The organism is Caballeronia calidae (assembly GCF_900044055.2).
Taxonomy (GTDB): domain Bacteria; phylum Pseudomonadota; class Gammaproteobacteria; order Burkholderiales; family Burkholderiaceae; genus Caballeronia; species Caballeronia calidae.
In genome coordinates, this window is sequence record NZ_FCOX02000005.1 from 188,132 (window position 1) to 212,383 (window position 24,252).

Here is a 24,252-nt window from a genome sequence, read left to right on the forward strand (position 1 = left end):
GCTCAGAAGATCGCGGGCGCCGCTTCGATCAGCCTGCGCCAGTCGAGATCCATGCCGATCACGACGGGCCTGGCCGCGCGCTGCGTGGCGATCGTGAGCGTCACGCAAAGCGACGTGCCCGTCACCGAAAGATACGGCGCGCTCGTGATCACCTGCTGCGGCTTCGCGTAGGCATCGACGAAATACGGGCGATTGTCCCAGCGCCCGGCCGACGGGTCCGCGATCGGCGCGAACCGTTCGCTGGGCGCTTTCGCGGCGGCGCCCGCGAGGCCCGGCATGAACTCGCGGCCGCCCGCGTCGAGGAAGAAGCAACTGAGCGTGCAGGGCAGCGCGAGCAGATCGGCGCACGTGGCTTCGGTCGTCGCGCCCGACGCGAAGCGCCTCGCGGCCTGCGTCAGGTTCGAGCGATAAGGCATCAGGAGCAGATCGCTCGCGAGGCGCTCGGTGCGGCGCATCCGCGCGAGCGCGTCGAACACGTCTTCGAAGAGCGGCGTCGCGGTGCCGCGCCCGGCAAGCTGCGCCGACGGCATGCCGAACAGATAGCCCTGCACGAAATCGACATTCGAGCGCGCCGCGAGCATCAGATCGTCGCCTGTCTCGATGCCTTCCGCGACCACGAACATGCCCGATTCGTGCAGAAGATCGACGAGCTTCGGCATCAGCGCGTCGCGCATGGGGGCGCGCGGCGGCGTGCTGCCGGCGCGCACGAGGCTGCGGTCGAGCTTGACGATGTCCGGCTTCAGCGTGAGCAGCCGGTCGATGTTGGAATGCCCCGCGCCGAAATCGTCGACGGCGACGAGAAAGCCCTGCGCGCGGAACGCATGCGTCGCGCGCGCCAGATCGTCGACGTCCGTGCCGCCGGATTCGAGCACTTCGATCACGAGCCGCTCGGGCGCGAGGCCGGCTTCGCGCGCGGCCGAGGCGAGCCGCGCGGCGTAGCCGGGATCGATGAAGGTCGCGGGATTGACGTTGAGGAAGAGCCAGTGCGCGGCGGGCAGCATCGGCGCCGCGTTCCTCAGATGCGTGAGGTGGCTCATGCGGTCGAGCTCGGTGAGCGTGCCCGCGACGATCGCGCGTCCGAAGAGATCGAACGCGCCGACGAGCGCATCGCCGCCCGCGTCGCCGCGCAACAGCGCCTCGTAGCCCACTTCGCGCTGATGCGGCAGGCTGAAGATCGGCTGCAGATGCGTGCGCAGCGCGATGCCGTCGACGATGTCCGGGCGTCCGCTCAGCACGTTCAGGCGGCGGCCGGGCACGCCTGCGCGGCGCCCGGAGTCGGCGTACGGAAAGCGCGCGCCGGCAGACGAACGCCAAGAGGACAGAGGTCGAGGAACGGCACGGCAGTCACACGTTTCGGTGGGAATGAGCACAATATCGGCCGATCGTGCGCAAACTTGAGCGGCCCGCTCGTCCATACGTCGAGAGCCGTTCGGCGTCGTCCGGTTTGCTGCCGCCGCCCGCACGATCTATCTTTGTTGTTGCGAGGAGGCTGCGATCTGGTACAAGTTAGGCTGGACCCGGCTCGTCGAACGATGCAACGAACCAAGTGAGAGAGATAGATGGCGCAACAGAAAACCAATCCCAAGCTCGAGCAGGCGCTGACGCGCGGCGATCTCGCGATCCGTCAGGCCAACTCGGGGCGCGCCACGGCGGTGCTGCGCGCACTGGGCAAGATGATCGTGGAGGCATCCGCGACGATCGGCGTCGAGGCGCACGTCGTCATTCACGACGGCGACAAGATCTACGATCCCGCCGACGGCGTGTGGCCGCAGCAGTTGCTCGTGTCGCTCGACGGGCCGGTCGAAGAGAACGATCCGGACGAGATTCGCACGATCACCCTGCTCGCGGATACGCCGGCCACGATTTTCCGCTGCGAATGGCAGCGCGCGGACGGCAATATCGGACGGCAGGAAGGGCGGCCGCTCGCGATGGTGGCATTCATCACCGACGTCGATATCCCCTGGCTCGACGACGACGACTGATTAATTTTTAATTCGCTCCGGCGATTTCACACGGCCGACATGATTATGTCGTGTTAGCGCGGGCGCTTCCTTTCGCAAGGACGCCCGTTTTTCATTTGGCCGCCGGCAGGCGCTCGAATCCCAGATTTTGCGGTTTCGCATTCACAGATTCTGCGAATGCCGCATGTAAGCAAACGTTACCGACTCCTTTTTTTTCTGCGTTTTCCAACGTTTACGCGATGCTCCGCGCCGCTTCGGCGAACGTTATTCTCTGGATTGCCTCTCGCGTCGATGGGTGGCTGCTCGCCCTCGTTTCATTACCCTGATCGGGCTCGCATATTCCTGTAGGACATATGCATATATTGGTTGTGCGGCGACTACCCGGCGAGCGGTTTCGCCGATTAGAAGCTTTCTTCCACTGCTTTAGCCTGAATTTTGCTGTGGAACAGCGGCAAGCGCGCACCCCGCTATTGGTCTTCGTGAGAGGCTCGATACGCCCGTGTAAAGGAACCAACCAATAAATCTCCTTTACGCGCGGCCCTTTCCAATCGCCAAGAAAAAATGGGGTTTACAAATGGAACGTCTGAACCTTGCCAACAGTGCCGCCGCTAACCAATCCGAATCGGCGATCCGCCCAACGCTCACGGTCGTGCCCGCGCTTCAGAAATCCGAGCGCATGCCGTTTACTATCCGTATCGTCCGCGATGATGCGGGACTGCAAAAAGCCGTGAGCATCAGACGTTCGGCCTATGGGCGGCATCTGCCCGAATTCGCCGAAACGATGACGATCGAGTCCTCCGACCGCGATCGCGGCACCGCCGTGCTGCTGGCGGAATCCAAGCTCGACGGCGCACCGCTCGGCACCATGCGTATTCAGACCAATGCGTATGCCCCCCTCGCGGTGGAGCAGTCGGTGCGTCTGCCGGATCATCTCGGGACGAGCCGCCTCGCGGAAGCGACGCGTCTCGGCGTCGCGGGCGGCATGGTGGGGCGCGTGGTGAAAGTGGCGCTGTGCAAGGCGCTGTGGATGTTCTGCGAGCTGCACGAGATCGATTACATGGTGATCACGGCGCGCACGCCGCTGGATCGGGAGTACGAGGCGATGCTCTTCAAGGATGTTTTTGGCGTCAACGAATTCCTGCCGATGTCCCACGTGGGCGGCCTGCCGCATCGCGTGCTGGCGAAGGATGTCGCCGCGGCGCGCCAGCGCTGGGAAGAAGCCCGTCATCCGCTGTTCAACTACATGGTGAATACTCACCACCCGGATATCGATTTGCATTCTGTAGATTTATCTTTTGACTGGGAACCGGTACGATGCCCGGAGGCTCCGCTGATGGCCTACGGCAGATAAAAAAAGGCACGAACGTCAGGAAGGTAATAGCGATAAACCGGACCGCTCCGCGGTCCGGTTGGCCAAAGCGACGGTGAACGGGGTTTTCCAATGGCTCTGTCGCCGCCCGCGCCGGCGCATTTCGCGTCGGGCGCAAACGGGGGTTTTTCCAGGTATGGCGTCGGTTATTCCAGCTTCCCTATCGAGATACAGACGCACGGGCTCGTGGATCGACGACGCGCTGTACGCGGTCGCCGTTTATGCCGTGCCTTTTCTGATTTTGCTCGGTACGATCGCCACGCTCTATTTCCTGCCGCGCCAATATGAATCGCGCGGCGCGCTTGCTCTCGAATTGCGCGTCGTCGCCGATAAAACCGGCATCATGGCGCCCGCCGAAGCGCTTCAAGTGCTGCAAGGCGCCACGCCCGTTCGAAGTTACAGCACGCGTCTTTCCGAAAAGCCGGTGTGGTTCAGTTTCGCAACGCCCAGCATGAGCGCGGATTCGTCGACGATCGTCGAATTGCCGTCGCGGCACGCGCAAACGCTTGCCTGCTGGAACGCGAATACGCTCGCGCCGCTCGGCCAGGCCGATCGCGACGGCGTGAGCGGCGAGATGCGCGCAGTGAAAGCGGGCTTTTCGATTCAGGTCGGCCGGCTAAAACAAACCGAAAACATTCTCTGCCGGGGCACATTTTCCGGTCCCGCGCAAATCAACGCGAACGCGTGGGAATGGCAAGGCCTGCGCAATTCCGCGCTCGATTTTCAGGAAAGCTCGGGTCTCATCGCCGGCGGCTTGCTGACGCTTGCGGTATTCGTGTTCGTCACCGCGCTCATCAATCACGAATGGACCTACGTGATTTTCGCGGTGTGGCTCGTCGGCAATCTGCGCCTCTGCGCGAACGCGATGGGCTGGGACATGCAATGGCTCGGCCGCGTGCTGCCATCGGACTTCCTGCAGCCGTTGCGGCAGGTCACGTTTGCCGCGTACTACCTGCTGACCGCCGCGCTCTTTCAGCAGCTCTTCCGGCGCGAGCTGCGCGTGGTCGGCTATCGCTGGCTGCTGCGCGTGATCCAGTACGTCGGCATCGTGTTGCTCGGCGCCGCGCTCGCGCTGCCGTATGCGCTTTTCATCCCCGCGCTGTGGATCATCGCGGGCTTCGGCATTTGCGTGCTGCTGTTCTTCCTCGCGCGGCTCGTGTGGATGGCGCGCTCGCGCACCGTCATGTGGTATGTCGCGTCACTCGGCGTCGTGCTGTTCGCGACATTCTCGGAAGTGCTCGGCGCGGCCTTCGGGCTGAAGGTGCTCGTCGGCGGCGTCAATACGGTGATGGCCGCGCTGTCGTCGAGCATGATGGCCGCCTTCGCGATCGCCGAGCAGATGCGCGCCGAACGCGATTTCCGCCGACAGGCGCAGATGGAATTGCGCAACACCTACGAAGTCACGCCGATCGGCCTCTTCACGCTCGACGCCGACGGCCACTTCGTGCGCGCCAACCCCGCGTTGCGCGCGATGCTCGATCTGCAAAAGGCCGACTACAAGGTGCGGCACTGGAACGACTACTTCGAGGCGGGCGCGTGGGGCGCGTTGCAGGCGCTGGCGTCGAAAGGCAGCGACGGCGAACTGGAAATGGGCGGTTCGCCCGCGCGCGGCACCGGCGAGCGGCGTTATCTGCTGAAGGCAATCCGCTCGAACGGCTGGATCGAAGGCTCGCTGCAGGATACGACCGAACGGTCCCGGGCCGTCGAGCGGCTGCGCTTTCTGGCGGAGCATGATCCGCTCACCGCGTCGCTGAACCGGCGCGGCATCGAGAAGGCGATTTCCGCGCAAAGCGAGGAAACGCTGCCGTGGGCGCTCGCGTATGTCGATCTCGACCGCTTCAAGCTCGTCAACGATCTCTTCGGACATCGCTGCGGCGACGAAGTGCTGCGCCAGGTCGCGGCACGCACGCGCGCACACTTCGCGGGCAGCTATCCGGTGGGCCGCATCGGCGGCGACGAATTCGTATGCGTGATGCACGACACGTCGATCGAGGATGCGATCGCGCAATGCCGCGAGCTGATCGCGATTCTTTCGGACGCGCCGTATCAGGTCGGCAACCGCGCGTTCCAGGTGAAGGCGTCGATCGGTCTCGTCGAATGCTCGCAGGGCGTGCGCGTGCAGGACGCGCTGGCGCACGCGGATCGCGCATGCCGCGAGGCGAAGAAAGTCGCGCACACGCATCTCGTTACGTATCGCAAAGGCGCGGCCGCGTTCGAGGAGCGCGCGGAGGAGCTGAAGCTCGTCGAGACGCTCGGGCGCAATCGCCTGCCGCAGGGGCTCTTCCTCGTGATGCAGCCGATCATGTCGCTTTCGGCGCCCACCGAATCGCTCAACTTCGAAGTGCTGCTGCGCATGCGCGCGCCCGACGGGACGACGCTGCCCGCGGGCAAGGTGATCGTCGCGGCGGAGGAATCGGGCAATATCGCCGCGATCGACCGCTGGGTCATCTCGACACTGCTCGAATGGATCGAGGTGCATCAGCATCAGCTCGCCAGCACGCAGTTCGTCTGCGTGAATCTGTCGGGCGGGTCGCTGAACGACGAGCAGTTCATGGAGGACATCTTCGCGCTCTTCGCGCGTTATCAGTCGATCGTCCATTACCTGTGCCTGGAGATCACGGAGAGCGTCGCGCTGCACGATCTGGAGAACACGCAGCGCTTCATCGCGCGCGTGCACGACATGGGCGGCAAGATCGCGCTCGACGACTTCGGCGCGGGTTATACGTCGTTCAAGTATCTGAAGGCGCTGTCCGCCGATGCGCTCAAGATCGACGGCGAATTCGTGCGCTCGATGTGCGCGCATCCGGCCGATATCGCGATCGTCGAGGCGATCGTCGCGCTCGCGCGCAATCTCGGCATGCGCAGCGTCGCGGAGTGGGTCGAGGACATCGATACCTTGCGCGCGCTGCAGGAGATCGGCGTCGATTATGTGCAGGGTTTCCTCGTCGCGCGGCCGCAGGACAGTTCCGCGATTCTCGCGGCGAGCTCGGCCGCGAGCTTCGTGAAGGATCCGGAAGTGATCGCTTTCGTCGAATGTCTGTCGGAGCCGGCGCAGACGAACGTGTTCGACTACGAATGGCACGCGCGCGCTTCAGGCACGCACTGAAACCGCGCGCCTGAGGCGCCGCAACGTCTCAGACCGTTTTCATCTCGTTCAATATCTTCGCCGCCGCGATGGGAATGCGCGTGTCGTCCCATTGCGCGAGCCATTGAATTTCCTTGCGCGTGAAATAGCCGGGGTGATTGCGCAGCGCGAACTGCAACGAATCGACGATGTGATCGCGGATGATCTGCGGCGCGCTTTCGTCATTGACGATCGCATGAAGGGCTTCGAGTGTGCTCATTTGTTTTCAAAGGCGGAGGCTGATTGGCGAAGAATCTCCCGCTGAACATAACCGACCAGAAATCGCGAAAAATAATCGCTTGGCATTCCGCGAACGGTGCCGCACATGCGCTTGATAAAATCGGCCCGGGTGTCTTTACTCAATAAAACAGTGGATCTGATCGAACGGGGACGAACGATGACCCATGTCCGGCGCGCACGCCTCATCCGCGAGGCCGTGGCCGATGTCTGAACGGCCCGCGCGCAAAGCCTCGGTGCATTCCGTCGGCTCGAATCAGCTCGGCATGCGCCAGTTCAACGAGCGCATCGTCCTGCAGGCGATCCGTCTGCACGGTTCGTTGCCCAAGGCGGATATCGCGCGTCTGACGCGCCTGTCGATGCAGACGGTCTCGCTGATCGTCGATCACCTGATCGAGGACGGCCTGCTCGCAAAGGAGCCGCGCTCGCGCGTGCGCGGGCGCATCGGTCAGCCTTCGGTGCCGATCTCGCTGCGCGCGGACGGCGCCTTTTCCATCGGCGTGAAAGTGGGGCGGCGCAGTCTCGACGTGCTGTCGATGGACTTCGCCGGCAACGTGCGCTCGCGCGAGACGCTGGAATATCCGTATCCCGATCCTCATGCGCTCTTTCCCGCGCTGGAGGAGCGGCTCGCGCGCGTGGTCGCCGCGCTCGAGGACGGTGCGTCGAAAATCGCGGGCATCGGCGTCGCGGCGCCTTTGTGGCTCGGCGGCTGGCGCGATTTCTTCGACACGCCGCCCGACGCGCTCGCGGCGTGGAACGACATCGACATCCGTGAACGCATTCAGGCGATGACCGCGCTGCCCGTCGAATTCGCCAAGGACACGACGGCCGCGTGCGCCGCCGAACTCGTGATGGGGCAGGGGCGCGGGCTGCGCAATTTTCTGTACGTGTTCATCGGGACGTTCATCGGCGGCGGACTCGTCATCGACGGCAGGCTGCACGCGGGGCCGGGCGGCAACGCGGGCGCCATCGGCTCGTTTCCGTTGACCGGCGCCGCAAACGGGCATCACGCGGGGCAGTTGCTCAATACGGCGTCCGTGTATGTGCTCGAGAAGGCGTTCGCCGCGGCGGGTGCGCCGGCCGCCGCCGCGCACGACGAGCGCGCGCTTTCCCCCGAACTGCGAGCGCTATCGGAAGCGTGGATGGACAAGACGTGCCCGGCGCTCGCGATGAGCATCGCATCGTCGGCCGCGTTGCTCGATCTGGACGCGGTGGTGATCGACGGCGAGATCGACCGCAACCTGTTGCGCGACGTGATCCGCCGCACCGAAGACGCGCTCGCCGCCTTTGACTGGCAAGGCATGACGCGTCCGCGTCTGGTGGAAGGCCTGATCGGCCCCGACGCCCGCGCGATGGGCGGCGCGATCCTGCCGCTTTACGCGCACTTCGCGCCGAAGCACGAGCTCTTCCTGAAGCCGCTCGAAGCCTGATCGCGCGGCGCTCGTTCAGTCCAGCGACAGCCGCGCGGCGAACGCGAGCAGCGCGGCGGAAAACGTCCAGCGCTGCACGGTCTGCGCTTTCGGATGACGGCGCAGCCAGCCGGAAATCCGCACCGCGCCCGCCGCCAGCGAGAGGTCGAACATAAGGCCGACCGCGACGAGCACCACGCCCAGTTCCAGCACTTGCGACCAGACAGGGCCCGCTTCCGGACGCACGAATTGCGGCAGCAGCACGGAACAGAAAAGCAGCGCCTTCGGATTGAGGATGCTGCTCAGAATGCCTTTCGCGTAGGCGGAACGCAGCGTGGCGGCGGCGGGCTGGCCGGGCGCCGCATCGAGCCCGAACGCGGGCGAACGAAAAATCTGAATCGCCACGTAGGACAGATACAGTCCGCCCGCGATGCGCACGCCGTCATAGAGCCACGGCGCGGAACGCAGGAGCGCGGCGACGCCGAGTGCCGAGAGCGTCACGTGAGTCGCGCGCGCGGTGGCGAGTCCGCCTGCGACGGCGAGACCATGCCGGAAGCCGCGCGTGCCGCTCGTCTGGAGCACGAGCGCCATGTCCGGCTCCGGCAGCGCGTAGACGACCGCGAGCGCGCCGATGAAAACCCAAAGCAAGTGTGCCGAGACCATGATGAAGCTCCTGTTTCGAAGGCTTCATCGTGCCACTTCGGATGAGGCGTTTTCTGGCTTTTTTCCTCGGTAGCTGGACGTTGTCCACGGCTTTCCGCTAGATTTCGTCAATATCAAAGAGGAAAGCTTCATGACCGAACTCGACCGTATCGACCGCGCAATGCTCGCCGCGCTTCAGCAGGACGGCCGGATGCCCGTCGCGAAACTCGCCGAGCGCGTCGGCCTGAGCGAGACGCCGTGCGCGCGCAGGCTCAAGCGTCTCGAAAACGATGGCTCTATCGACGGCTATCGCGCGATGTTGTCGCGCAAGGCGCTCGAACTCGGCGTCGTCGCGTTCGCGCAGGTGCGCTTCAGCGTGCACGACCGCGCATTGTCCGATCGCTTCGAGCGCGAGATTCAGGGCGTCGCGCGCATCGTGTCGTGCCACAACATTTCCGGCACGGCCGATTATCTGCTCCAGATCGTCGCGCGCGATCTCGACGAGTACGGCATCTTCATGCGCGACGTGCTGCGCACCCTGCCCGGCGTGACGGCCGTCGAATCGATGCTTTCGCTGCGGGAGGTCAAGCGGGACAGCGGATTGCCGCTGCCCTGATATTGTCTATACAAGAAACGTCACGGCAAGCACGGAAAAGCCTCGGGATTCCCCTAATACAACGCAAGTTGTATATACAAGAACATGAGACCAACTTGACGCGGCTCATCGTCCGCGATCGTCGACACTCTCTTTTCTTGATGCGCAGGAGCAATCCGTGACTTCATCCTCCCGTTTTCGCGACACCGAAATCCGCGCGCCGCGCGGCACGCAGCTCAACGCCAAGAGCTGGCTGACCGAAGCCCCGCTGCGCATGCTGATGAACAATCTCGACCCCGAAGTGGCCGAGAATCCGAAGGAACTCGTCGTGTACGGGGGCATCGGCCGGGCGGCGCGCGATTGGGCGTGCTACGACAAGATCGTCGAGACGCTCAAGCGCCTCGAAGCGGACGAGACGCTGCTCGTCCAGTCGGGCAAGCCGGTCGGCGTGTTCAAGACGCACGAAAACGCGCCGCGCGTGCTGATCGCGAATTCGAACCTCGTGCCGCACTGGGCCAACTGGGAGCACTTCAACGAGCTCGACGCGAAAGGCCTTGCGATGTACGGCCAGATGACCGCGGGCAGCTGGATCTATATCGGCAGCCAGGGGATCGTGCAGGGCACCTACGAGACGTTCGTGGAAGCCGGACGGCAGCATTACGGCGGCGATCTGAAGGGCCGCTGGGTGCTGACGGCCGGGCTCGGCGGCATGGGCGGCGCGCAGCCGCTCGCGGCGACGCTCGCGGGCGCCTGCTCGCTCAACATCGAATGTCAGCAGAGCCGCATCGACTTCCGTCTGAAGACGCGCTATGTCGATGAACAGGCAACCGATCTCGACGACGCCCTCGCGCGCATGGAGCGCTACACGTCCGAAGGACGCGCCATTTCCATCGCGCTGTGTGCAAACGCGGCGGACGTGCTGCCCGAGCTCGTGCGGCGCGGCGTGCGCCCGGACATGGTCACCGATCAGACGAGCGCGCACGATCCGCTCAACGGCTATCTGCCGAAAGGCTGGACCTGGGCGCAGTATCGCGACCGCGCGCAGAGCGATCCGGCGGGGACGGTGAAGGCGGCGAAGCAATCGATGGCCGAGCACGTGCGCGCGATGCTCGCGTTCCGAGAACAGGGCGTGCCGACTTTCGACTACGGCAACAATATCCGCCAGATGGCCAAGGAAGAGGGCGTCCAGAACGCGTTCGATTTTCCGGGCTTCGTGCCGGCCTATATCCGTCCGCTTTTTTGCCGCGGCGTCGGGCCGTTCCGCTGGGCCGCGCTGTCGGGCGATCCCGAGGACATCTACAAGACCGATGCGAAGGTGAAGGAAATCATCGCCGACGATGCGCATCTGCATCGCTGGCTCGACATGGCGCGCGAGCGCATCAGCTTCCAGGGCTTGCCGGCGCGCATCTGCTGGGTCGGGCTCGGCCTGCGCGCGAAGCTCGGCCTCGCGTTCAACGAGATGGTGCGTAACGGCGAACTGTCGGCGCCGGTCGTGATCGGCCGCGATCATCTCGATTCCGGCTCGGTCGCGAGCCCGAACCGCGAAACCGAAGCGATGCAGGACGGCTCCGATGCCGTGTCCGACTGGCCGCTGCTCAATGCCCTGCTGAATACGGCGAGCGGCGCGACGTGGGTGTCGATCCATCACGGCGGCGGCGTCGGCATGGGCTTTTCGCAGCACGCGGGCGTCGTGATCGTGTGCGATGGCAGCCGCGAGGCCGATGCGCGCATCGCGCGCGTGCTGCACAACGATCCGGCGACGGGCGTCATGCGTCACGCCGATGCCGGCTACGACATCGCGGTTCGATGCGCGCACGAGCAGGGTCTCGATCTGCCGATGATCGACAAGCGATGAAAAAGCTCTGGCAACACTGCCACGCCGCGACGATGGCCGGCGGCACGTATTCGATCATCGAAGACGCGGCGATCCTGACCGACGGCGCGCGCATCGAATGGATCGGGCCGCGCGCGGCGGCGCCGGATATCGGCGATGGCGAGCGTGTCGATCTCGAAGGCGCGTGGGTGACGCCGGGGCTGATCGACTGCCACACGCATCTCGTGTTCGGCGGCGATCGCAGCGGCGAGTTCGAAGAGCGGCTGCAGGGCGTGAGCTACGCGGAGATCGCGGCGCGCGGCGGCGGCATTGCGAGCACGGTGCGCGCGACGCGCGAAGCCAGCGAGGACGCGTTGTTCGAAGCGGCCAAGGCGCGCGCGCTCGGCCTGATGCGCGAGGGCGTCACCGCGCTCGAAGTGAAGTCCGGCTACGGGCTCGATCTCGTCAACGAACGCAAGATGCTCGCGGTCGCGCGGCGGCTCGGCGAAGCGCTGCCGTTGACGGTGCGCGCGACCTGCCTCGCCGCGCACGCGTTGCCGCCCGAATACGCGAATCGCGCGGATGACTACATCGCCTATGTCTGCGATGACGTGCTGCCGGCGCTCGTCGCCGAAGGCCTCGTCGATGCCGTCGATGCGTTCTGCGAGCACATCGCGTTTTCGACGCAGCAAGTCGAGCGCGTGTTTCAATGCGCCCGCGATCTGGGCGTGCCCGTGAAGCTGCACGCCGAGCAGTTGTCGTCGCTGCATGGATCGTCGCTCGCGGCGCGCTATCGGGCGTTGTCGGCGGACCATCTCGAATACATGACCGAAGACGATGTCATCGCGATGGCGCATTCCGGCACCGTCGCCGTGCTATTGCCGGGCGCGTTCTACCTGTTGCGCGAGACGCAGTTGCCGCCCATCGAGGCGCTGCGGCGGCATCGCGTGCCGATCGCGCTCGCAAGCGATCTCAATCCGGGCACATCGCCGGCGCTGTCGTTGCGCATGATGCTCAACATGGGCTGCACGCTGTTCCGCATGACACCGGAGGAAGCACTCGCCGGCGTGACGATTCACGCGGCCGGCGCGCTCGGCTTGCAATCGACGCACGGGTCGCTCGAAGCAGGGAAGGCAGCCGATTTCGTCGCCTGGCGAATCGGCAGGCCTGCTGAGCTGTCCTATTGGCTCGGCGGCGCGTTGAGCAATCGCGTCGTGCGCGGCGGTGTGGAGATCGATTTCGCGCGCATCGCCCGATAAAACGACACCTCGTCCGAAACCGGACGAGGTGTCGTGCCCAAAAGAGAAACGGCGACGCGCTACGTGCGCTTGCGGATCATTCCCCAGACGACGAGCAGGATGATTGCGCCGATCACCGAGGCGATCCATCCGGCCGGCTGTCCAGGCTGATACCAGCCGAGCGCGCGGCCGACGTAACCCGCGATCAGCGATCCGGCAATGCCGAGCACGATGGTCATGATCCAGCCCATGTTGTCGTCGCCCGGCTTGATGGCGCGCGCGATCAGACCGACGACGAGTCCGACGATCAAAGTACCGATGAATGCAAGCATGCGGTTGCTCCTTGACTGAGGTTTGCTGCTTCTTGGCTGCGTTTCTGATGACTTCCGGCTGGTCCCGGTACATTCAAAGTAGCACGGCGCAATGCATTTGGGTATGACACTGGCCGTTCGGCCAATGCGATAGCACGAACGATGCCGCGTGCATGCGTCAAGGTAAAATTCGTCGCGTTGCCTACTGTTTGCGCATTGCCACGATATGACCGATTCCGAATTCCCCTCTACCGACGACGCGATCCACGAAGACCGCCTCTGGCGCGACGACGGCTGGACCGCGCGCGTGATCAAGAACGAGGACGACGACGGCTGGGCCGTCGAAATGATCCAGGCGGGCGAAGCGGAGCCCGCGCTCGTCGGCCCGTGGACCATGGGCCGTGACAAGAAGAACCCGAAGCCGCTCGATGCGGCGGCGTTCCGCACGCTGGTCAAGACGGCGTCGGAAGTGCTGCGCCGGCATGAGCAGCAGCGTCACGCCATGTTGAACAAGAACGTCACCATCGACGTGCATGGCGAGGACATCACCGTCACGCTGGAGATCGTTCCCGATGAGGACGATCCCTACGCCAATCTCAAAGCCTTCGATGCGTATGGCGCGCAGCTCGCGCACGTGCGCGTGTCGCCCGCGTTCAAGCTCAGCAAGGCGAGCGCGGAGCGCTGGGCCGAGAATGATTTCGTCAAGCCGGGTTCGAATGGCTGAGCCGCGCTGAAAGCGCGTGCGCAAATGAAAACGCCGTCGCGTTTTGGCGCGACGGCGTTATAACGAATGGCGAACGCCGATCACACGTTCAACCCTTCTTGATGACGAACGCAATGCGACGATTGGCGAAACGTCCGCTTGCGGTTTCGTTGTCCGCGACCGGGTTGGCGTCGCCGTAACCCGCGGCGGTGAGCGTCTGCGGCGGCACGCCGTTTCGCACCAGGAACGCACGAACCGCCTGGGCGCGTTCCTTCGACACTTCCAGCTTCGCCGCCGCGGCGCCTTGCGAATCCGAATAGCCGGCGATCTCGAGATTGACCATCGAGCCCTTGGCCGCGCAGCTCTTGAGCAGTTGCGCCGTCTCGCCGAGCGTGCCGTTCGCACTGTCAGGAATTTGCGCACTCGAACGCGCGAAATTGACGACCTGAAGGTCGAGCACGCGCGTCAGCTTGTCGCCGGAGCAAGGCGTGTCCGTGGCGAGCAGGCTCTTCATCGCGCTGCGAAACGATTGCGCCGCGGTGGCGACCGCGCCGTCCACGTCGAATGCCGCGACCTGGAACATGCCGCCGAGCGCGCCTTTCAGGCGCTCCGCCCACCCGAGCCTGGCGTTCGCGGCCGTGCCGCTCAGCTCCACTCGCGAGCCGCTGATCTTGGCTTCCGCGCCGGGCACGGACATGAGCGGGATGAAGTCGTTCAGGCGCGAAAGCCACGTCGACGGACGCGTTTCCGGAACGATGGAAACGTCCGCGCCATAGGCTTTCCCGAAACGCGCCGACAGTGCGTCGAGCAGATGCTTCTTTTCCGCTTCGGTGCCGACCGTCGCTTCGATCGACGGAACACCTGACGTGTTGACGCTGAACAGCAACTGCGCGTCTTTCCAGTCGGCGGGTGCGATGGCCGGTGCCGAGGCGGTCTGCGCCGGGGGCGCGTCGGTGGCTTGCGCAATCGCGGTGGCGGACGCGGCCAGCGGCGCGTCGTTGCTGGCCTGCGTGGCCGATGGCGCTGCGACGGAAGCCGGTGCTGCCACGCTCGCGATGGGCTGCGTGCCTGGCGCGGCGCTCAGGTCGACGCTTGCGCCTTGCGTGATGCCGCGATAGTAAACAAACGCGAGGATTGCGGCCAACACCAGGAACAGCAGCCAGACCCAGTTGTTCGAACGTTTCGGCGCGGGCTTGCGCAACGGTGCGCGCATCGGGGGCGCCGACGGCGGCGCGGAAGGCGCGGGTCTGGAGACCGGTGCGCTCTCCATCGCAGGTTTTGCGACGGGCGCGGCCGCTACCGCGATATCGCCTTCATGACGCTGGGCCAGGCTCGATGCGACCGTGTCGAGCCGCGGCGTGATGCAGCTGGTGAAGCCCTCGGTGTTGCCGACGCCGATGGCCGCCGCGACCGCATTCGACATCGACGTGTTGATCTCGCCGACCTGATCGCGCAGCAGCCTGGGCAGGTGCGGAAGGTTCCACTGCGCGAGCAGAAAATGCCGCTTGATGATGCCGAAAAGCACGGCGGCGACGATGCCCGCGAGCGCCGATGTAGCTTGCGTGGGAACGCCGGTTTCGGCCGACACGGCGTCGGTCAGCGCATCGACACGCTGGCCCGTCGCGAGCGCGGCGAGCATGTGGCCGTTGGCTTCGAGCTGCTTGAGGCCGCCGGTCGTGGCGATCAGCTTCGAGAGCTGATCGGCGACATGCGCGTTGGTTTCCGGCTGCATGATGACTGCGTGCACCGACTGCGCGCCGGGGATGAGCGTCGTGCGGTCCATCAGCGACGCGACGAGCCCGGGCGCGAGGCGCGCCGCCAGTTGCCGGACGATGGCACCGGGAATGCCGAACTGTTGCGATAGCTGCTCCGCGATGCTTTCCGAGATCGCGGAATTGACCGCCTGGACCAGATTGATGCTCATCGACTGTCTTTTTCCTTTCTACATGAACGCTTAACGCAAGCGCAAAAGTGCAGCGCATTCTATCTGCACAGTTATCCTAAAAAGATGCGTGCAAACTTCTTTACGAAAACGCTGCGGCGATGCGACTTGCATGCTGCTTCAACGTGCCCGCGGGCTCATATCCGAGAAGAACTTGACGATGCGCTTCCCGGCGATACAGAGCCATGACGGCTCCGCCGGCGCGGGCTCGGTCCGGTTCACGGCGAGCGCGACGAGCGACAGCAGGGAATGGGAGCGGATGAGCGTGCGGTACGATGCATCGAGCGGCGACGTCCACGCGCAGGTGCGGCAATCGTGCTTCACGCAGGTGTTGCAGGGAGGTTGATCGCGGTTCATGGTGGAGTCCTTTTTGGATACCAGCACATGATCTTCGATAGGCTATCGTAAGACGATCAGAGGCTTCCGATTGAACTCTTAATTTCGATCTCGAAATTAGGACAAACTAGCTCGACGAGCCCGGGATTGTTTCACTAAAAAGGAGACGGCGATGCACTACCTGTTGATCTACGAACTCTGTCCAGACTATCTGGAGCGCCGCGCGCAATTTCGCGACGCGCATCTCGCCCTGGCGTGGGCGGCCGTCGAGCGGGGCGACATCGTGCTCGCGGGCGCGCTCGATGCGCCCACCGATCGCGCGATGCTGCTCTTCCACGGCGACTCGCCCGCCGCCGCCGAAGACTTCGCGAAGAACGATCCGTACGTGACGAACGGGCTGGTCGAACGGTGGGAAGTGCGCAAGTGGAACACGGTCGTGGGCGCGAACGCGGCCACGCCCGTGCGCTAGCGCGAGGCAGCAATCACGCGTCGGCGGTTTCTTCCTCGGGACGATCCCGGCGCGTGGGGCCGCGGCGCTGCGCCGAGCGATAAAGGCTCGTGAGCGTATCGTCGATCTTTTGCGAGCGCTCGAAGAGCGCCGCGAGCCAGTCGACGAACACCGACACGCGCGGCGTCGCCTGGCGGCTCTTCAGAAACGCCACCGACACCTTCAGCGGCGGCGACTTCCATTGCGGCAGCACTTCGCGCAATTGTCCCGAGCGCAGGAAAGGCTGCGCCGCGATGCGCAGCGGCTGGATCAGCCCGAGGCCTTCGACGCCGCACGCCAGATACGCGTGCTCGTCGGCGACCTGCACGAAGCCGCGCATCTTCATCGTGACGGGTTTGCCGTCGACATCGAAATCGAAGTCGGCGGGGCGCCCGCTCTTCTCCGAGAGACAGTTCACCGCGACGTGCCGCGCGAGCTCATCGAGCGACTGCGGCATGCCGTGCTTTTCCAGATACGCGGGGCTCGCGCACGTCACCTGTTCGAGCATGCCGAGGCGGCGCGCGACCAGTCCCGAATCGGGCAATTCGCCGAGCTGCACGCTGCAATCGACACCTTCCCCGACGAGATCGACATTGCGGTTGCCGATGCCGATCGACAGCTCGATCTGCGGATAACGCGCGTGAAACTCCGGCAGCGCCGGCACGACGATCGACGTCGCGACGGTATCCGGCATCTCGATGCGCAAGCGTCCGCGCAGGCGCTCCTCGCCCGCGCCGAAACCGGATTCGAGCTCGTCGATATCGGCGAGGATCTGCGCGCAGCGCTCGTAATAGGCGGCGCCGTCGACGGTGAGATTCAGGCGCCGTGTCGTGCGTGCGAGCAGTTGCACGCCGACTAGCGCTTCGAGTTGTTGCACGGTCGTCGAAACACTCGCGCGCGGCATGCCGAGCGACTCGGCCGCACGCGTGAAGCTGTTCGTATCGACGACACGCGTAAAGACACGCATGGCATGGACGCGATCGATCACGTTGAGTTTTCCCTTTATGACGATTGAATGGCGATGCGCCAGAAAAAACGACGCCACCGCGGCGTTGAAGCTGCGGAAAAAAGGCGCATCGGCGATGGTTAGATCGTACGGACGGGAAGCGTCAACGTGAATACACAAAACTGGCGGATTCTTGCCTGATTCTTTTTGACGGTGAAATCACAGCGTCGGCATTTCGCCGCGCAGACGGCCCGCGAAACCGGTCATGTCGGCGCCTGAAGGCGATTGATAGAGCCGCAGTCCCATCTCCGGAAGTATCGACAGCAGATGATCGAAGACATCGCCCTGAATGCGCTCGTATTGCGTCCACGCGGTCGTCGCGGTGAAGCAGTAGACCTCGATCGGAATGCCCTGCGATTCCGGCTCCATCATGCGCACCATGATCGCCATGTCCTGGCGAATCTCCGGATGGCGTTGCAGATACGCGAGCCCGTACGCGCGGAACGTGCCGATATTCGTGAGCCGCCGCCGGTTCGCGGGCTCGTTGGCGAGTTCGCCGAGATTGCGGTTCGCCTGCTCGACTTCCGTCTGCTTCTGTTCCAGATAATCGTGCAGCAGGCGAAAGCGCTTCAGGCGCGCGGTTTCCTCTTCGGTGAGGAAGCGCACGCATTGCGCGTCGATGCGCAAGGTGCGCTTGATGCGCCGCCCGCCCGATTCGAACATGTGCCGATAGTTGCGGTAGCTCTCCGAAAAGAGCTTGTAAGTAGGCACCGTGGTCACGGTGTTGTCCCAGTTCTGCACCTTGACCGTATGCAGCGCGATGTCCTTCACGAAGCCATCGGCGGCGGCTTGCGGCATTTCGATCCAGTCGCCGATGCGCAGCATGTCGTTCGACGTCAGCTGCGTGCTCGCGACGAGCGACAGCAACGTGTCCTTGAACACGAGCAGCAGGACGGCGGAGAGCGCGCCGAGACCGGAGAGCATCCAGAGCGGCGAGCGGTCGATCAGGATCGACAGCACGAGCACGCCGCACACGAGCGCGAGCGCGAGCTTGCCGATCTGGATATAGCCCTTGATCGAGCGCGTCTGCGCTTCCTTGCTTTCCGCATAGACGTCCTGCCATGCGGACAGCGCGCTGCCCGCGGCGAGAAACACGCAGATCCACGCGCCGCCATGCGCGACGCGCCCGATGACCGCGGCCCAGTGCCCGATGCGCGGCACGTCGTCGATGCCGAGCGCGACCGTCGCGAACGGCACCGCATACCACAGCCGGTGATAGGCGCGATGCTCGATGAACGCGCGATCCCACTTCTGATGTCCGGCGAGCACGAGCAGGCGATGCGCGACATAGAGCACGATGCGCGCGACCACCCATTGCACGAAGAGCGCGATCAGCGCGAGTAGGACGAGGCCTGCGGCGACCTGCGCCCACGGATGAGCGGCGAGTTGCTGCGGCAGCGGATCGGGAAGGAAGTCGAAATTCATACGGTTCGGTGGAGACTGAAAGCGCCTGCGCTCCGGCGGCGCGCTGCGCCCAGTATTGTGCATGATCGTGCGCGTGCGACGCACGGGACGCGCCCGCCCCGTGCGCCTTATCGAAAACCCGAGTTCGATGAAAATGAATTTTTTTTGGGCGGGATTTCGAGTAAATATAGTTTCATCGCGTTTCATCGCAACGAGAGGGCAGCGCATTTCATGTCCCGTTCGCTATCGGTTCGTGCGCCCGCGAGCGCCGACGATCTGATCTCCGTGCGCATCGCCGCGGCCATGCCGACGCTCACGCCCATCCATCGGCGCATGGGTGCGTTCGTGCTGGCGAACCTGTTCCGCTCGGCGACGATGCGCATCGACGAACTGGCGGGCGCGGTGGGCGCGTCGGTGGCGACGGCGAACCGCTTTGCGCGCGCGCTCGGCTTCTCCGGCTACCCGGCGTTTCGCGAGGCGCTCGTGCGCGGTTTCGAGGCGACCATCGCGCCGGTGGAGCGTTTGCGCACCGCGCTCGAATCGCCCGCGAGCGGCGCCGAAGTCTTCGATGCATCGCTCGCGCAGGCGGCGGCGAATCTGCGGCTCGCGCAGACATCCGTCGATGGCGCGAAGGCCGAGGCGATCGTCGACATGGTCCTCGCCGCGCCGCGCGTCTTCGTGGTCGGCTACGGCGCGAGCGCGTTTCTCGCAGGACTCATGGAGCACGGCCTCACGCCATATTGCGCGAACGTGCAGTCGCTCGCGCTGATGGGCGGACCGTCGCACGCGGCGCGCCGGCTCTTCACGGCGTCACGCGGCGATGTGCTCATCGCGATCGCGTTTCCTCGCTATGTCGACGACACCATCACGCTCGCGCGGCTCGCGCGCGAACATGGCCTGCGCGTCGTCGCGCTCACGGACAGCGCCGCGTCGCCGCTCGCGCAAGTCGCGGACCTCGTGCTCGCGATCCGCGCGGAACGCCGGCTCGCGGCGAATTGCGATACCGCGGTGCTCGCCGTCATCGAGGCACTCTGCGATGCGGTCGCGCATCGGGCGAAGCGTTCCGTCGAGGCGGCATCGGGCCTGACCGAATTCGTGCTGCCGTGGCTCGTCGCGCCTTCGATTGCAAACGATGCGCGACCGGTTCAGGCAACTCGCCGCACGGCCGCCAAACGACACACTCACACGGAGTCACGCGAGTCATGAACGCCAGACCAGTCATTGCGATCCACGGCGGCGCGGGCACGATCCTGCGAAGCGCGATGAACACCGAAACGGAAGCGGGCTATCACGCGGCGCTTGCGGACATCCTGCGCGCGGGCGAACGCATCCTGGCCGATGGCGGCAGCGCGCTCGACGCGGTGACCGAAGCGGTGCGCCTGCTCGAAGACTGTCCGCTCTTCAACGCGGGTCATGGCGCGGTGTTCACGGCGGCGGGCACGCACGAGCTCGATGCCTCCGTGATGGACGGCGCGACGCTCGAAGCCGGCGCGATCAGTTGCGTGACGCGCGTGAAGAATCCGGTGCTCGCCGCGCGCCGCGTGCTCGACGTGAGCGACCACGTGATGTTCACGGGGGCGGGCGCGGAAGCGTTCGCCGAGGCGCAGGGGCTCGAATTCGTCGAGCCGTCGTACTTCTACACGGAAGCGCGCTATCAGCAATGGCTGAAGGCGCGCGGCACATCGGGCACGATGCTCGATCACGATGCAATGACGAAGTTCGCCGTCGAGAACGATCCCATCGATCCGGACAGGAAGTTCGGCACGGTCGGCGCGGTCGCGCTCGATGCAAACGGCCATCTCGCCGCGGCGACATCGACGGGCGGCATCACCAACAAGCAGGCGGGCCGCGTCGGCGATGCGCCCTTGATCGGCGCGGGCTGCTATGCGAACGACGCGACCTGCGCCGTGTCGACCACCGGCACCGGCGAGATGTTCATCCGCATGCTCGCGGCGTACGACGTATCGGCGCAGATGGAGTATCGCGGCGTCTCGCTGGAAGAAGCATCGAGCGATGTCGTGATGGAGAAGCTGCCGCGCATCGAAGGGCGCGGCGGTCTCGTCGCCGTCGATGCGAAAGGCAACGTCGTGCTGCCGTTCAACACGGAAGGCATGTATCGCGGTTTCGCGCGCGTGGGCGACGCGCCCGTCACGGCGATCTATCGATGATGACCTTGCCCGATACACGCGTCATCGACGTGCGCGATCTCTCGGTCTCGTTCCGCTCGCGTTCGCGCACGGTCGAAGCCGTGCGCAACATCTCGTTCACCGTGGATCGCGGCGAGACGCTCGCGATCGTCGGCGAATCGGGCTCGGGCAAGTCGGTGACGTCGCTCGCGCTGATGCGTCTCGTCGAGCATGGCGGCGGGCGCATCGTGTCGGGCAGCATCGCGTTTCGCCGGCGCAACGGGCAAATGCTCGATCTCGCGAAAGCATCGTCGGCGACGATGCGCGGCGTGCGCGGCGCCGATATCGCGATGATCTTCCAGGAGCCGATGACATCGCTCAATCCGGTGTTCACGGTCGGCGACCAGATCGCGGAAGCCATCGCCCTGCATCAGGGCAAGAGCCATTCCGAGGCGCGCGCCGAAGCATTGCGTCTGCTCGATCTCGTGCGCATTCCCGAGTCGAAGCGCGTGTTCGCGCGCTATCCGCATCAGTTGTCGGGCGGCATGCGCCAGCGCGTGATGATCGCGATGGCGCTTTCGTGCAAGCCCGCGCTGCTGATCGCCGACGAGCCGACCACCGCGCTCGACGTCACGATCCAGGCGCAAATCCTGCAACTCGTGCGCGGCCTGCAGGACGAGATGAACATGGGCGTGATCTTCATCACGCACGACATGGGCGTGGTCGCGGAGGTCGCGGATCGCGTGCTCGTGATGTATCGCGGCGAGAAAGTAGAGGAAGCGCCATCGGACGCGCTGTTTCATGCGCCGAAGCACGCGTACACGAAGGCGCTGCTCGCCGCCGTGCCGACGCTCGGCGCAATGCGCGGCACCGATCGTCCCGCGAAATTCCCGATCCTCGAAGTGGAGCCAGCCGAGCTCGCGCCGGACGATGCGAGCGCGCTGCGTCCATCGGAAGCGGTGGAAAAGGAGAAGCAGCCCGCCGTCGACGAAGCCGCGAAGCCGATCCTGCGCGTGCGCGATCTCGTTACGCGCTTTCCGGTGAAGAGCGGGCTGTTCGGGCGCACGACGGCGGCGGTGCATGCGGTCGAACGCGTGAGCTTCGATCTGCGGCCGGGCGAAACGCTCGCGCTCGTCGGCGAATCGGGCTGCGGCAAGTCGACGACGGGACGTTCGCTGCTGAGGCTCGTCGAGAGCCAGAGCGGCTCCATCGAATTCGACGGGCGCGATATCAGCAAGCTCGAAGGCCACGCGCTGCAGACCTTGCGGCGCAATATCCAGTTCATCTTTCAGGACCCGTTCGCGTCGCTCAATCCGCGTCTGACGGTCGGCTTCTCCGTGATGGAGCCGCTGCTCGTGCACGGCGTCGCGAGCGGCAAGGAAGCGCAGGCGCGCGTCGACTGGCTGCTGGAAAAAGTCGGCTTGCCGCCGGAAGCCGCGCAGCGTTATCCGCATGAATTCTCGGGCGGCCAGAGACAGCGCATCGCGATTGCGCGCGCGCTCGCGTTGAACCCGAAAGTCGTGATCGCCGACGAATCCGTCTCCGCGCTCGATGTCTCCGTGCGCGCGCAGATCGTCAATCTGATGCTCGATCTTCAGCGCGAACTGGGCGTCGCGTATCTGTTCATCTCGCACGACATGGCGGTGGTGGAGCGCGTGAGTCATCGCGTGGCGGTGATGTATCTCGGGCAGATCGTCGAGATCGGGCCGCGCGCCGCCGTGTTCGACGCGCCGCGCCATCCGTACACGCGCAAGCTGATGAGCGCGGTGCCCGTCGCCGATCCGTCGCGCCGGCACGCGAAGCGCATGCTCGCCGCCGACGAGATTCCAAGCCCGATCCGCAAGCTCGGCGATGAACCCGTCGTCGCGAAACTCGTAGCCGTAGGACCAGACCATTACGTTGCCGAGCATCACGTAGGCGGCGCGTACTGATAACACCATGACGTCAAGCCAAGGAGTCCAACGATGCCGTCCTTCAAACTGCGCTCGATTCTCGCCGCAAGCGCATTCGCCGCGCTGACCTCGCTCGCACCGGTTGCCGCTCATGCGCAAAGCACCGTCGTGATGGCGGTCGCCTCGACCTTCACGACGATGGATCCCTACGACGCCAACGACACGCTCTCGCAGGCGGTCGCGAAGTCGTTCTACGAGGGCCTGTTCGGCTTCGACAAGGACATGAAGATCCGCAACGTGCTCGCGACGAGCTACGAGGCGAGCCCGGATGCGAAGGTCTACACGATCCATCTGCGCAAGGACGTGAAGTTCCAGGACGGCACCGATTTCAACGCGGAGGCCGTGAAGGCCGTGTTCGATCGCGTAACGAATCCGGACAACAAGCTGAAGCGCTACAACCTCTTCAACAAGATCGAGAAGACCGAAGTCATCGATCCGTATACGGTGAAGATCACGCTGAAGATTCCGTTCTCGGCGTTCATCAACGTGCTCGCGCATCCGTCGGCGGTGATGATCTCGCCGACCGCGCTGAAGAAGTACGGCAAGGAAATCGCGTTCCATCCGGTCGGCACGGGTCCGTTCGAATTCGTCGAATGGAAGCAGACCGACGACATGAAGGTGAAGAAGTTCGCGGGCTACTGGCAGAAGGGCTTGCCGAAGGTCGACATGATCGACTGGAAGCCCGTAGTCGATAACAACACGCGCGCCGCGCTCATGCAGACGGGCGAAGCGGACTTCGCGTTCTCGATTCCGTTCGAGCAGGCCGCGACGCTCAAGGCGAGCCCGAAGGTCGATCTGATCGCGGCGCCGTCGATCATCCAGCGTTACGTGAGCATGAATACGCTGCAGAAGCCCTTCGACAATCCGAAGGTGCGCGAGGCGATGAACTACGCGATCAACAAGGAAGCGCTCGTGAAGGTCGCATTCGCGGGTTATGCGGTGCCGTCCGAAGGCGTCGTGCCGCCGGGCGTCGACTATGCGACGCCGAAGCTCGGGCCGTGGAAATACGATCCCGCGAAGGCGCGCGAGCTGCTCAAGGAAGCGGGCTATCCGAACGGCTTCGAAACCGTGCTGTGGTCGGGCTATAACCACACGACCGCGCAGAAGATCATCCAGTTCGTGCAGCAGCAGCTTTCGCAAGTGGGCGTGAAGGCTTCCGTCGAGGCGCTCGAGGCGGGGCAGCGCGTGCAGCGCATCGAGAGCGCGCCCGATCCGAAGACGGCGCCGGTTCGCATGCTCTATATCGGCTGGTCGTCGTCGACGGGCGAGGCGGACTGGGCGATCTCGCCGCTCTTGAGCGGCGGTTCGTTCCCGCCGAAGCTCTTCAACACCGCGTACTACAAGAACGATCAGGTCGACGAGGATCTGCAGAAGGCGCTCGCCACGACGGATCGCAACGAGAAGGCGAAGCTCTATACGGATGCGCAAAAACGCATCTGGGCCGATGCGCCGTGGATCTTCCTCGTCACGGAAAAGGTCGTGTACGCGCGCAGCAAGCGTCTTTCGGGCGCGTACGTGATGCCTGACGGCTCGTTCAGCTTCGACGAGATCGCGGTCAAGTGATGGACGTCTGCCGGGCCCGCGCGGCCCGGCTTCA

General features: G+C 64.7%; 21 protein-coding genes. 13 read left to right on the forward strand and 8 right to left on the reverse strand.

Annotated elements, in window-relative coordinates; genetic code table 11:
* Positions 1-2 precede the first annotated feature (2 nt).
* Entirely contained in the window at positions 3-1,256 is a 1,254-nt protein-coding gene (locus AWB78_RS07665) for an EAL domain-containing protein (RefSeq protein ID WP_232477633.1), read from the reverse strand.
* Between the two features lie 303 nt (positions 1,257-1,559).
* On the opposite strand from AWB78_RS07665, the gene AWB78_RS07670 reads away from it, so the two are divergent.
* From AWB78_RS07670 to AWB78_RS07680, 3 genes are all read left to right on the forward strand, one after another.
* On the forward strand, positions 1,560-1,982 hold the full coding sequence (locus tag AWB78_RS07670) for a hypothetical protein (RefSeq protein WP_062603817.1): 423 nt from the start codon (positions 1,560-1,562) through the stop codon (positions 1,980-1,982).
* Between the two features lie 553 nt (positions 1,983-2,535).
* Complete coding sequence (locus tag AWB78_RS07675; protein WP_062603819.1) at positions 2,536-3,312, forward strand: hypothetical protein; 777 nt, start codon at positions 2,536-2,538, stop codon at positions 3,310-3,312.
* A gap of 154 nt (positions 3,313-3,466) precedes the next feature.
* Complete coding sequence (locus AWB78_RS07680) at positions 3,467-6,436, forward strand: putative bifunctional diguanylate cyclase/phosphodiesterase (RefSeq protein WP_062603821.1); 2,970 nt, start codon at positions 3,467-3,469, stop codon at positions 6,434-6,436.
* A gap of 28 nt (positions 6,437-6,464) precedes the next feature.
* On the opposite strand, the gene AWB78_RS07685 is transcribed toward AWB78_RS07680, so the two are convergent.
* A complete protein-coding gene (locus AWB78_RS07685) occupies positions 6,465-6,674 on the reverse strand; it encodes a hypothetical protein (protein ID WP_062603823.1) in 210 nt (69 codons plus the stop codon).
* A gap of 223 nt (positions 6,675-6,897) precedes the next feature.
* Between AWB78_RS07685 and AWB78_RS07690 the strand changes: the two genes are divergently transcribed.
* A complete protein-coding gene (locus AWB78_RS07690; protein ID WP_062604020.1) occupies positions 6,898-8,121 on the forward strand; it encodes an ROK family transcriptional regulator in 1,224 nt (407 codons plus the stop codon).
* Positions 8,122-8,136: 15 nt separating this feature from the next.
* On the opposite strand, the gene AWB78_RS07695 is transcribed toward AWB78_RS07690, so the two are convergent.
* Positions 8,137-8,763, reverse strand: coding sequence for a LysE family translocator (locus AWB78_RS07695; RefSeq protein WP_062603825.1), 627 nt, complete (start codon positions 8,761-8,763; stop codon positions 8,137-8,139).
* Positions 8,764-8,893: 130 nt separating this feature from the next.
* On the opposite strand from AWB78_RS07695, the gene AWB78_RS07700 reads away from it, so the two are divergent.
* From AWB78_RS07700 to hutI, 3 genes are all read left to right on the forward strand, one after another.
* On the forward strand, positions 8,894-9,358 hold the full coding sequence (locus AWB78_RS07700; RefSeq protein WP_062603827.1) for an Lrp/AsnC family transcriptional regulator: 465 nt from the start codon (positions 8,894-8,896) through the stop codon (positions 9,356-9,358).
* Between the two features lie 157 nt (positions 9,359-9,515).
* Positions 9,516-11,192 (forward strand): urocanate hydratase, encoded by a 1,677-nt coding sequence (hutU, locus tag AWB78_RS07705; protein ID WP_062603829.1) that lies wholly within the window; start codon positions 9,516-9,518, stop codon positions 11,190-11,192.
* A complete protein-coding gene (hutI, locus tag AWB78_RS07710) occupies positions 11,189-12,409 on the forward strand; it encodes an imidazolonepropionase (protein WP_062603830.1) in 1,221 nt (406 codons plus the stop codon). Before hutU ends, hutI begins: the two co-directional genes overlap by 4 nt.
* Before the next feature lie 59 nt (positions 12,410-12,468).
* Here hutI and AWB78_RS07715 read toward each other — a convergent pair whose 3' ends face one another.
* Complete coding sequence (locus AWB78_RS07715) at positions 12,469-12,720, reverse strand: GlsB/YeaQ/YmgE family stress response membrane protein (RefSeq protein ID WP_062603832.1); 252 nt, start codon at positions 12,718-12,720, stop codon at positions 12,469-12,471.
* A 205-nt stretch (positions 12,721-12,925) separates the two neighbouring features.
* On the opposite strand from AWB78_RS07715, the gene AWB78_RS07720 reads away from it, so the two are divergent.
* A complete protein-coding gene (locus AWB78_RS07720) occupies positions 12,926-13,423 on the forward strand; it encodes a hypothetical protein (RefSeq protein WP_062603834.1) in 498 nt (165 codons plus the stop codon).
* Between the two features lie 88 nt (positions 13,424-13,511).
* On the opposite strand, the gene AWB78_RS07725 is transcribed toward AWB78_RS07720, so the two are convergent.
* Positions 13,512-15,326: an OmpA family protein gene (locus AWB78_RS07725; RefSeq protein WP_062603836.1), complete on the reverse strand. Its 1,815-nt coding sequence runs from the start codon at positions 15,324-15,326 to the stop codon at positions 13,512-13,514.
* A 138-nt stretch (positions 15,327-15,464) separates the two neighbouring features.
* A complete protein-coding gene (locus AWB78_RS07730; protein WP_062603838.1) occupies positions 15,465-15,701 on the reverse strand; it encodes a hypothetical protein in 237 nt (78 codons plus the stop codon).
* A 151-nt stretch (positions 15,702-15,852) separates the two neighbouring features.
* Here AWB78_RS07730 and AWB78_RS07735 point away from each other — a divergent pair, with 151 nt between their 5' ends.
* The gene (locus AWB78_RS07735; protein ID WP_062603839.1) at positions 15,853-16,149 is read left to right on the forward strand and encodes a YciI-like protein; all 297 of its coding nucleotides are present in this window, start codon (positions 15,853-15,855) and stop codon (positions 16,147-16,149) included.
* A gap of 13 nt (positions 16,150-16,162) precedes the next feature.
* Here the strand turns inward: AWB78_RS07735 and AWB78_RS07740 are convergent, their stop codons facing one another.
* Both AWB78_RS07740 and AWB78_RS07745 read right to left on the reverse strand, forming a co-directional pair.
* Entirely contained in the window at positions 16,163-17,155 is a 993-nt protein-coding gene (locus AWB78_RS07740) for a LysR family transcriptional regulator (RefSeq protein ID WP_062604021.1), read from the reverse strand.
* 177 nt (positions 17,156-17,332) lie between these two features.
* Positions 17,333-18,598: a mechanosensitive ion channel family protein gene (locus tag AWB78_RS07745; RefSeq protein WP_062603841.1), complete on the reverse strand. Its 1,266-nt coding sequence runs from the start codon at positions 18,596-18,598 to the stop codon at positions 17,333-17,335.
* Positions 18,599-18,808: 210 nt separating this feature from the next.
* On the opposite strand from AWB78_RS07745, the gene AWB78_RS07750 reads away from it, so the two are divergent.
* Genes AWB78_RS07750 through gsiB form a run of 4 tightly spaced genes read left to right on the forward strand, consistent with a single transcriptional unit; the run spans position 18,809 to position 24,218 of the window.
* A complete protein-coding gene (locus AWB78_RS07750; RefSeq protein WP_062603843.1) occupies positions 18,809-19,783 on the forward strand; it encodes a MurR/RpiR family transcriptional regulator in 975 nt (324 codons plus the stop codon).
* The gene (locus AWB78_RS07755; protein ID WP_062603845.1) at positions 19,780-20,745 is read left to right on the forward strand and encodes an isoaspartyl peptidase/L-asparaginase family protein; all 966 of its coding nucleotides are present in this window, start codon (positions 19,780-19,782) and stop codon (positions 20,743-20,745) included. The genes AWB78_RS07750 and AWB78_RS07755 overlap by 4 nt, the downstream gene beginning before the upstream one ends.
* Positions 20,742-22,634, forward strand: a complete 1,893-nt coding sequence (locus AWB78_RS07760; protein ID WP_062603846.1) for a dipeptide ABC transporter ATP-binding protein — start codon at positions 20,742-20,744, stop codon at positions 22,632-22,634. The genes AWB78_RS07755 and AWB78_RS07760 overlap by 4 nt, the downstream gene beginning before the upstream one ends.
* Before the next feature lie 33 nt (positions 22,635-22,667).
* A complete protein-coding gene (gsiB, locus tag AWB78_RS07765; RefSeq protein WP_062603849.1) occupies positions 22,668-24,218 on the forward strand; it encodes a glutathione ABC transporter substrate-binding protein GsiB in 1,551 nt (516 codons plus the stop codon).
* Positions 24,219-24,252: the final 34 nt, after the last annotated feature.

Coding starts and splice junctions, on each gene's coding strand:
- hutI (WP_062603830.1), top strand. CDS start 11,189: ATGAAAAAGCTCTGGCAACACTGCCACGCCGCGACGATGGCCGGCGGC.
- AWB78_RS07690 (WP_062604020.1), top strand. CDS start 6,898: ATGTCTGAACGGCCCGCGCGCAAAGCCTCGGTGCATTCCGTCGGCTCG.
- AWB78_RS07670 (WP_062603817.1), top strand. CDS start 1,560: ATGGCGCAACAGAAAACCAATCCCAAGCTCGAGCAGGCGCTGACGCGC.
- AWB78_RS07760 (WP_062603846.1), top strand. CDS start 20,742: ATGATGACCTTGCCCGATACACGCGTCATCGACGTGCGCGATCTCTCG.
- AWB78_RS07735 (WP_062603839.1), top strand. CDS start 15,853: ATGCACTACCTGTTGATCTACGAACTCTGTCCAGACTATCTGGAGCGC.
- AWB78_RS07700 (WP_062603827.1), top strand. CDS start 8,894: ATGACCGAACTCGACCGTATCGACCGCGCAATGCTCGCCGCGCTTCAG.
- AWB78_RS07695 (WP_062603825.1), bottom strand. CDS start 8,763: ATGGTCTCGGCACACTTGCTTTGGGTTTTCATCGGCGCGCTCGCGGTC.
- AWB78_RS07675 (WP_062603819.1), top strand. CDS start 2,536: ATGGAACGTCTGAACCTTGCCAACAGTGCCGCCGCTAACCAATCCGAA.
- AWB78_RS07685 (WP_062603823.1), bottom strand. CDS start 6,674: ATGAGCACACTCGAAGCCCTTCATGCGATCGTCAATGACGAAAGCGCG.
- AWB78_RS07715 (WP_062603832.1), bottom strand. CDS start 12,720: ATGCTTGCATTCATCGGTACTTTGATCGTCGGACTCGTCGTCGGTCTG.
- AWB78_RS07730 (WP_062603838.1), bottom strand. CDS start 15,701: ATGAACCGCGATCAACCTCCCTGCAACACCTGCGTGAAGCACGATTGC.
- AWB78_RS07750 (WP_062603843.1), top strand. CDS start 18,809: ATGTCCCGTTCGCTATCGGTTCGTGCGCCCGCGAGCGCCGACGATCTG.
- AWB78_RS07745 (WP_062603841.1), bottom strand. CDS start 18,598: ATGAATTTCGACTTCCTTCCCGATCCGCTGCCGCAGCAACTCGCCGCT.
- AWB78_RS07725 (WP_062603836.1), bottom strand. CDS start 15,326: ATGAGCATCAATCTGGTCCAGGCGGTCAATTCCGCGATCTCGGAAAGC.
- gsiB (WP_062603849.1), top strand. CDS start 22,668: ATGCCGTCCTTCAAACTGCGCTCGATTCTCGCCGCAAGCGCATTCGCC.
- AWB78_RS07720 (WP_062603834.1), top strand. CDS start 12,926: ATGACCGATTCCGAATTCCCCTCTACCGACGACGCGATCCACGAAGAC.
- AWB78_RS07680 (WP_062603821.1), top strand. CDS start 3,467: ATGGCGTCGGTTATTCCAGCTTCCCTATCGAGATACAGACGCACGGGC.
- AWB78_RS07755 (WP_062603845.1), top strand. CDS start 19,780: ATGAACGCCAGACCAGTCATTGCGATCCACGGCGGCGCGGGCACGATC.